Origin of the sequence: Sporosarcina sp. USHLN248, from assembly GCF_037144575.1 — a bacterium.
Lineage (GTDB): Bacteria > Bacillota > Bacilli > Bacillales_A > Planococcaceae > Sporosarcina > Sporosarcina contaminans.
In genome coordinates this window covers 1-7,912 of sequence record NZ_JBBCZC010000074.1, presented here as the reverse complement: position 1 = coordinate 7,912, position 7,912 = coordinate 1, and the positions used below count along the sequence as shown (strand labels likewise).

Sequence of the window (7,912 nt, the reverse complement as noted above, 5' to 3'; positions counted from 1 at the left end):
ACTAACTCTAGTCGCCATTAAAAAAACACCTCCGAATTGATTTCATAAGGTTCAATACCCTATTTTCAACGAAAGGTGTTTTTATTTGTCTCATTTTCTTAGGTCAGTTCCAAATTTTCTGGAAGCCTGATTTTTTGTTTCTTATAAAGTAATAGTTCCCATAGCAAATGCAATAAAGACAAGTACGATGCTGAGTCCCCACATCCATAAGAAAGCGTAACGGATATGTTTACCCATTTCCAATCCAGCAAGGCCAAGTGCAAGCCATAGTGCAGGTGAGAATGGGCTGACAAATGTTCCAACGATATTTCCAATAATCATTGCATATGCCGTAGAGATGGAAGGAATTCCAAATGTTGTTCCGATCTGCTCTGCGACTGGTAGAAGCGCGAAGTAATACGCGTCCGTGCTAAGCAATAGATCAAATGGCACTCCCAATACCCCAATAATTAAGTGAATATAAGGTGTAATGAAAGATGGAAGCACTGTGACAGTATCTTCTGCGATTGAATCTAACATGCCTGTCCCATTCAGTATGCCTAAAAATGATCCAGCCGCTAAAATAATTGTTGCCATCGTCAATGCATTTGGTGCATGCTTTTGAATCGTTTTGCTTTGGTCGTCCGCTTTTCTGTAGTTCAATGGAAGAGCAATACACACTCCGATCATGAACGCCAATCCTGCCGGAATGATGCCAGCAACTAACACACCAATTACTGCAATTGCTAAAATAACGTTTAGCCAATAGATTTTCGTTTTTGTCACTTTGACATTGCCGCCGCTCTCCTGTCGGTCAAACATAGCGACATCCTCTTCTTCATGGGCGATTGCGTTTTCAACGCTGCCATATCGGGCAATGATTCTCCGTTTTTCTCTCATCCCTAAAAGAATTGCCAAAACAATCATTAATACCATACCGATTACTTGAATTGGAATCAGCGGTCTCCACAATTCAGTGACATCCATATTTAACACGGAAGCAGCCCGTCCGAGTGGCCCTCCCCAAGGAATCATATTCATAATGCTCGCGCTGCCGCCAATTAACAGAAGGAGCAAATAAGGACTCATCTTCATTTGGCGATAGACAGGCAAGAGTGCAGGAATTGTAATTAAAAATGTGGATGCACCTGAACCATCAAGCTGTGCGATCGCCGCAATAACGACTGTGCCGATACTAATCGTAATAACGTTCCCTCGTGTAACCGCTATCATTTTGTCGATAATCGGATCAAATAGACCAGCGTCTTGCATAATACCGAAAAACAGGATAGCGAAGATGAACATAATCGCTACTTGAACGACGGAAACGATTCCATCGCCGAAAAAGTCACCGATTTCTTTTATTTGAAAACCTGCCACTAGCGCTCCTACAATCGGTATTAGCACGAGCGGTATCATCGGAGTCGTTTTCCCACGCAGCAATAGTAAAACGATAATGACTATCGTCGCAAAACCAATAAAACTTAACATGAATATGTACCTCCCTCTCAAGACAGCGCTTTCAATTAATGAACAGTATGAACGCTTCATAAACTTTTGTCTTTTACAAAATAACAAAAAATAAATGAGAGGGATAGATTTGATTCATTAATCAATTATTACCTATTTCCTGCATTTTGTTCATTTTGCTCACGGTAAATATACTGTCTTAACGGTCTACCGACATTGCCGTAATGCTGTACCGCCTCTACTTGCTCCGTCGCAACTAAATACTCCATATACCGTCTCACAGTAGAACGGCTCATGCCCAACGCGTCGCTAATCGCAGTTGCTGTCATCGGCCCGGTCGCTTGATTTTCAAGATATCCAATAATCTCCTGCAGTGTGAGCGGGTCAATGCCTTTCGGTAGTTCTCCAGTCTCCCTTTCGATCTTGTTTTCTCCAGACATCATCCTGAATAATCGATCCACTTCTTGTTGCTTGAACGGACCAGGCCCATCGATCCGTTTTCGAAACTCTACATATGCATGTAAGCTTTGGTTGAAACGCTGCTGATCTACCGGTTTAATAATAAAGTCAAAAGCCCCTGCCCTCTTCGTTTCAACGATCGTCTTCCTATCATTCGCCGCAGAGACGACGATAATGTCAATTGATGGATATCGGGCCTTCAAATTATTAAATAAGGTCAGCCCTTCCGTATCGGGAATATATAGATCAAGAAGCACAAGCTGCGGCAATTGTTCGCAGCCTTCCAAAAACCATACTGCCTCTTCGGCCGATTTTGCAATATGTGTCACGCGAAATGGTTGAATGTTTTCCACGATATCTTTATGTATTCCTGCAATCCAAAAATCATCTTCAATAATGAGAACTTCTATAATCTGATTCATTTTTTCAACTCCTTCTTTGGAATGACTAAGATGAATAATGCACCGCCAAGCTCACTTTTTTCAAACATAATTTCGCCGCCTACTTCGCGAAGCACTTTTCGGGTTAACGCCAAGCCTGTCCCTCGTTCGTCTCCGCCTTTCGTAGAAAATCCTTGGGCAAACAATTGGTCGGCCGCATCTGGAGGAATGCCGGGACCAGAGTCCTCAACCTCGAAGTAAATCTCTTCTCCCCAATCGGTAAAGTAGACAGAGATTTCCCTCTTTTCAACTTGGGAAAGTTTTATGGATTCAATCGCATTTTCAATAATATTCCCCAAACCTGTTAGCAGAGCGGTCTGCTTTTGTCCTTTAACTACATCCGTTAATTTGCTGTCTTCTTGAATCTTCAGCGTAATGCCCACTTCATTCGCCTGGCTATACTTCCCTTGCAATAAACCATGTATGACCGGGTCAGCAACGCGGTCTGCCAAAAATGTGAGCCAATGATTTTGCAATTCGCTTTCCTGTTTAATGAAAGCTTCCGCTTGCTCTATCTTATCCAGCTGAAGCAATCCTAATATTGTATACAGTTTGTTCGAAAATTCATGTGCCTGCGATCGTAAAGTGTTCGCATATTGCTTCATTTGCATCAATTCTTTCGTCAAATGTTCGATATCTGTTTTCCTGCGAAATGTTGCGACGACGCCGGCAAACGAGCCATTTTCTTCAATCGGTGTCCGATTCGCTAACACGATCGTCTCGCCTAACAACATCTCTTTATCTGTCTCCTTCTTATTTTGAAATAAATGACTATAAATGGATTGATCTACTTTCCCATCATTCGAAAGCATATCTTTAGCGGCTTTGTTCAGCATCGTCAACTCGCCATATTGATTGAATGCAATAATTCCTTCTTTTGTCGACTGCAAAATTGCTTCCTTTTGCAACAGCAGTTCTGAAATTTCTTCAGGCTCCATATCGAAAAGCAGCCGTTTTATGTAAAAGGAAATACCAATGGCGCCGAGAATTCCTAAAATGAAAACGAATATAATAGCAATCCAGATCGTAGACTTTTCCTCGCTAATGATCGCATCTACGTTTTCATTCAGAAAGCCGACTGAAACAACACCGATTATTTCGCCTTCTTTATTGACAATTGGCACTTTGCCTCGGAGGGCAGGGCCTAAAGTGCCTGTCTGCTTCGTTATGTACGATTCTCCATTGCGGAGTGCACGTTCATTATCGCCGCCGACCATCTTTTCACCAATCCGTTCTTGAAGCGGGTGAGAAAACCGGATGCTCTCCTTATCGCCGACTACGATATATTCTGCATTCGTTGCTTGCTGAATCGGGCTGACGATCCTCTGTATTTTACCTTCCGGATCATTATGCTCAAGAGCAGCGATCACTTCATCCATTTCCGCAACTGAAGAAGCTACGTTCAATGCCCGTTTTGCTACTTGATTTTCATTCGCCTTCACCAGCATTTGATTGAAAAATATTCCTAACACGCACAAAATACAAATAAGCAACAGGCTAATTAGCAAGATCATCTTCATACGTAAACTGTAAAAACGCTTATCATTTGGGACAGATCTTGTTGGACTAAGCATCCTAAAACCTCCTCTTCAGCCACCATCATCCTGTTTCTTTAATCATATTACATCGATTTTATCATGCTTATGGACTCCAAACAAAAACCCCCTCCAAAGCCTTATTCGGACTTGGAAAGGGGGTTAACAAAAGTGTCGATTGATTTTAAATCACTACCTGCTGGGTTTTGGAAAATACGGAGTCCGAATTCCCCTGCAACAGCAAATAAATGATCAAAAATATCGGCTTGCACATTTTCATAAACTGCCCATTGCACACTATTCGCAAACGCATAAATTTCGATTGGCAGACCATGTTCCCCGGGGGCAAGCTGGCGAACCATTAATGTCATTTCCTTATGAATCCCCGGATGATGCTGAAGATATTCGCTAATATATGCCCGGAAGACTCCGATGTTTGTCATAGCTCTACCGTTTACGATATTGCTGCGATCAACCTTATTCTGACGATTATATTCTTCAATTTCATGCTCTCGTTCGGCAATATAATCCGCAAGATAGTGGATTTGTTTATAGCGCTCAATCATTTCCTCCGTGCAAAATTGGATGCTTGACGTATCAATATACAATGCACGCTTAATGCGTCTCCCGCCGGATTCCTGCATTCCACGCCAGTTGATGAATGAATCCGAAATGAGCGCATAGCTCGGTATCATCGTCACGGTCCGATCAAAATTTCGCACCATCACCGTATTCAAGGATATATCAATGACATCTCCATTGGCACCGTATTTCGGCATTTCAATCCAATCGCCTACCCGAACCATATCCGTCGCCGAAAGCTGGATACCAGCTACAAGACCTAATAGCGAATCTTTAAAGACTAACATGAACACAGCCGAAAGCGCACCGATTCCACTAAGTAAAATAACCGGGTTTTTCCCCATTAAGTTAGCGATTACTAAAATGATGCCAATGATGACGACAACAATTTTGGCAACTTGTACATATCCTTTGATCGGTTTCGTTTTCGATATTTCGTATGTTTGATAAATATCATTTAATACACTTAATAGACGATTGATGACACTAAATGCCACAATCATAATATATGTGAGCGCCAACGTTTCGATCATACTTTTATACGTCGGGAAAGTTCGAGCGAAATAATAGATGATAATTGCTGGTACAAAATGGGATAATCTGCGGAACACTTTCCGTTCCAACAAAATATTCCCCCACTTAATATTGTGCTTTTTAATAATATGGGCGATGAACCGAATGATCACTTGTTTCGTAATCAAATTCGCGATGATACAAAGGAGAGTGATGACAGTAATCAGAATGATGAATGAGAAAAGATCAACCCATGCTTCATCCACTCCTAACCCTAACAACCATTTACGAATAAAGACCATTTGCTTCCTCCCGTTTTTCACTTCGTTTCAGCACCTTCTATTATAACAGGATTAGCAGATCGTCTCATCGATTGGCAATCTCCCCTACTGCTTTTTCCATGTAGTTTGGACATTACTGCCATAGGGATAATAGGGTCAATGATCAACGCGATCTGGAAGTCATTCGTTGAAACAGCTAAACAACTGACAAATGCAATTGTAGAGGAAATGATTAGTGTTGAACTGAAAAGAGTAGAAGCACAAAAAAGCCGGAAGCCCATTTACGAGCTTCCGGCCTTTCTTATGACTCGCTCCAACTTCCAATAATCCTACGTTTTTCACTTCTGATAGAAGAAACATTTCCTATTAAAAATACTCTTTTTCAATTTCAAGTGTACTGCGGACTGTGTTGATTGGCCTTACTGCAGCTTCAATCTGTTCACGTTTCCCTTCAAGGAATGGCGGCAATGATAAAATTTCTCCAACGGTCTCGTACGGTTCATCCCCCATAAAGCCTGGGCCATCAGTTGCCCATTCAAACAGAATGCCAGGTGCTACGCGAGCGTATAATGACTCGAAAAAGAAGCGATCAACATACCCGGAAGTACTGAATCCAAAGCTTTGCATACGCTCAATCCATTCTTCCAAGACACTTGTATCTTCCACTCTGAAGGCCGCATGATGCACCGTGCCAAATCCTTGGCGGCCATTTGGAAGCAATGCACTATGTTCCACAATTACTTGTGCACCATTTCCACCTTCACCAACTTCAAACAAATGGAGCGATCCTTCTTTTGCAATTTCATGAAAGCCCATAACCGTCTCAAGCATTTTTTTAAAGTAATCAAAATCTCCAATGCGGACGTGAATCGGTCCTAAACCAGTAATCGCATACTCAAGAGGAACAGGACCTTTTTTCCACGGTGTGCCAGCAGCGACTCCCTTATTATTTTCATCTGAAATTAACATATATTGCTGGTCATCGAAATCGACAAAAGAAATCGTCTTTTTGCCGAACACTTCTTTAATACCACTGTTTTTCACATCGTATTTCTCAAAACGCTTGAGCCAATAATCCAATGCTTCGTCTGACGGAACACGAAAAGCCGTTTTGTATATTTCATTCGTTCCATGCGTTCCTTTCGGGATGCCCGGAAAATCGAAAAACGTCATATCCGTACCCGCGGAACCTTTATCATCCGCGAAAAATAAATGATACGTTTGGATGTCATCTTGATTTACTGTTTTTTTCACTAACCGCATGCCTAATGTAAACGTAAAAAATTCATAGTTTTTCTCTGCACTGCTCGTAATCGCAGTGACGTGGTGGATCCCTTTCAAACCGTTCATATGACTCTCTCCTTTTAGTATTCATTCTACCCAAAAATCGTAAAGACAAGTTATCGCTAAAAAATGCTTTCTGTTTAGCAATTACAACTAAATTAATCGTCAATTCACTTCAATATATCTCGAATTCAAGATAATAATAACATGACCTCTTAAGATGGTCAATATTTTTACTTTGGATGAAGAACGAAAGAAACAGAAATCCCTGTCAGCTTGCCAAATTCACAAAACAAAAAATCCCTTCCAAATCGATCATCGGATTTGGAAGGGATCATTCCTTTGTGAATGACGACTATTCAGAAAAATAAGCAATACTCCCGTTCAATCAGTATCCTCTGCCATATACTTTCTAATCGTCCGGTAATAAATAAAATATTGTCCAATCGCAAGCAGCAACAATACATTCAGCATCCCGAACTTCCCAATCGGTAAAATCAAAAAGAAACCTGCAACGAACGGCAATGCGATCGTGAAATAAGAATAGACTTTCTGTGTCGCGCGTCTCGTAACATCTTCGAACAATTCATCATCATTCATATACTCCTGTGGTTTCAAGGACGAGAATTTCAGCTTATGACCTGTATTGCGTTTGTTATGCTGATGGAGTTTCCATCTAAATATAACAAGATAGATTAGTAAGACCGCGAGCCAAATGGCAGTGTACCAAAAGCTGTTACCTTCCAATGTAAACTCAAATAGAAAACTATCTGCGCTATTTGTCAATTTATAATCTGACGCAATTCCAATGATCGTTGTAATACCGATCAGCAATAAAATAAACCCCATCTGCCAAAGCGGATACGTAAACCTCATATCACCCTTCATTTCATTCCTCCCCTTCCAACCAAAATACTTCATTAATATCACACTCGAGCGCCTGCGCAATTTTCAAAGATAGTGTGACCGAGGGGGAAAACTCCCCTTTTTCAATAAAACCGACCGTTTGCCGTGTGACACCAACAATTTTGGCAAGATCACTTTGCGTATATTCATGACGGGCACGCAACTCCCGTACTCTGTTTTTCAACATGTCGATTCCCCCTACACATAATGTACACTATAATTAACATTAAGTAAAGTATTATATACATTATGTTATGGATATTTAACAATGAAAGAATGATCGTTTTTCCGTCGCCATGTTCCGGATGTAAAAGAAACTATGTCCATTATTCCCTATACGATTTCGCCATTCAAAAAGGGGCTGTCCAGAAAGTCAGTGAAAACTGATTTTCTGTGATAGTCCCTTTCTGGTTGGAGAATAAATGGGGAACCCCTGACAACCGTCGCTTTCCGTTCCAGGCGC

Annotated in this window: 8 protein-coding genes; 1 reads left to right on the top strand and 7 read right to left on the bottom strand. The window is 41.2% G+C overall.

Annotated elements, in window-relative coordinates; genetic code table 11:
* Nucleotides 1-141 precede the first annotated feature (141 nt).
* From WFH04_RS17685 to WFH04_RS17670, 4 genes are all read right to left on the bottom strand, one after another.
* The gene (locus WFH04_RS17685) at nt 142-1,470 is read right to left on the bottom strand and encodes a CitMHS family transporter (RefSeq protein WP_408020200.1); all 1,329 of its coding nucleotides are present in this window, start codon (nt 1,468-1,470) and stop codon (nt 142-144) included.
* 128 nt (nt 1,471-1,598) lie between these two features.
* Nucleotides 1,599-2,330 (bottom strand): response regulator, encoded by a 732-nt coding sequence (locus tag WFH04_RS17680; protein ID WP_336825574.1) that lies wholly within the window; start codon nt 2,328-2,330, stop codon nt 1,599-1,601.
* A complete protein-coding gene (locus WFH04_RS17675) occupies nt 2,327-3,922 on the bottom strand; it encodes an ATP-binding protein (RefSeq protein WP_336825572.1) in 1,596 nt (531 codons plus the stop codon). The genes WFH04_RS17680 and WFH04_RS17675 overlap by 4 nt, the downstream gene beginning before the upstream one ends.
* Nucleotides 3,923-4,023: 101 nt before the next feature.
* Nucleotides 4,024-5,280 carry a mechanosensitive ion channel family protein gene (locus tag WFH04_RS17670; protein WP_336825570.1) on the bottom strand — a complete coding sequence of 419 codons (1,257 nt, stop codon included), beginning with the start codon at nt 5,278-5,280 and terminating at the stop codon, nt 4,024-4,026.
* A 138-nt stretch (nt 5,281-5,418) separates the two neighbouring features.
* On the opposite strand from WFH04_RS17670, the gene WFH04_RS17665 reads away from it, so the two are divergent.
* On the top strand, nt 5,419-5,586 hold the full coding sequence (locus tag WFH04_RS17665; RefSeq protein WP_336825568.1) for a hypothetical protein: 168 nt from the start codon (nt 5,419-5,421) through the stop codon (nt 5,584-5,586).
* A 39-nt stretch (nt 5,587-5,625) separates the two neighbouring features.
* On the opposite strand, the gene WFH04_RS17660 is transcribed toward WFH04_RS17665, so the two are convergent.
* The 3 genes from WFH04_RS17660 to WFH04_RS17650 all read right to left on the bottom strand — a co-directional run bounded on the left by WFH04_RS17660 (nt 5,626) and on the right by WFH04_RS17650 (nt 7,636).
* Nucleotides 5,626-6,609, bottom strand: coding sequence for a ring-cleaving dioxygenase (locus tag WFH04_RS17660; protein ID WP_336825566.1), 984 nt, complete (start codon nt 6,607-6,609; stop codon nt 5,626-5,628).
* A 318-nt stretch (nt 6,610-6,927) separates the two neighbouring features.
* Complete coding sequence (locus WFH04_RS17655; protein WP_336825564.1) at nt 6,928-7,431, bottom strand: hypothetical protein; 504 nt, start codon at nt 7,429-7,431, stop codon at nt 6,928-6,930.
* A gap of 1 nt (nt 7,432) precedes the next feature.
* A complete protein-coding gene (locus WFH04_RS17650) occupies nt 7,433-7,636 on the bottom strand; it encodes a helix-turn-helix transcriptional regulator (RefSeq protein WP_336825562.1) in 204 nt (67 codons plus the stop codon).
* Between the last annotated feature and the right edge of the window lie 276 nt (nt 7,637-7,912).

Bases quoted from the DNA above. Each gene is read 5' to 3' on its own strand.
- WFH04_RS17685 (WP_408020200.1), bottom strand. From the start codon at position 1,470: ATGTTAAGTTTTATTGGTTTTGCGACGATAGTCATTATCGTTTTACTA.
- WFH04_RS17675 (WP_336825572.1), bottom strand. From the start codon at position 3,922: ATGCTTAGTCCAACAAGATCTGTCCCAAATGATAAGCGTTTTTACAGT.
- WFH04_RS17665 (WP_336825568.1), top strand. From the start codon at position 5,419: ATGATCAACGCGATCTGGAAGTCATTCGTTGAAACAGCTAAACAACTG.
- WFH04_RS17680 (WP_336825574.1), bottom strand. From the start codon at position 2,330: ATGAATCAGATTATAGAAGTTCTCATTATTGAAGATGATTTTTGGATT.
- WFH04_RS17660 (WP_336825566.1), bottom strand. From the start codon at position 6,609: ATGAACGGTTTGAAAGGGATCCACCACGTCACTGCGATTACGAGCAGT.
- WFH04_RS17655 (WP_336825564.1), bottom strand. From the start codon at position 7,431: ATGAAGGGTGATATGAGGTTTACGTATCCGCTTTGGCAGATGGGGTTT.
- WFH04_RS17650 (WP_336825562.1), bottom strand. From the start codon at position 7,636: ATGTTGAAAAACAGAGTACGGGAGTTGCGTGCCCGTCATGAATATACG.
- WFH04_RS17670 (WP_336825570.1), bottom strand. From the start codon at position 5,280: ATGGTCTTTATTCGTAAATGGTTGTTAGGGTTAGGAGTGGATGAAGCA.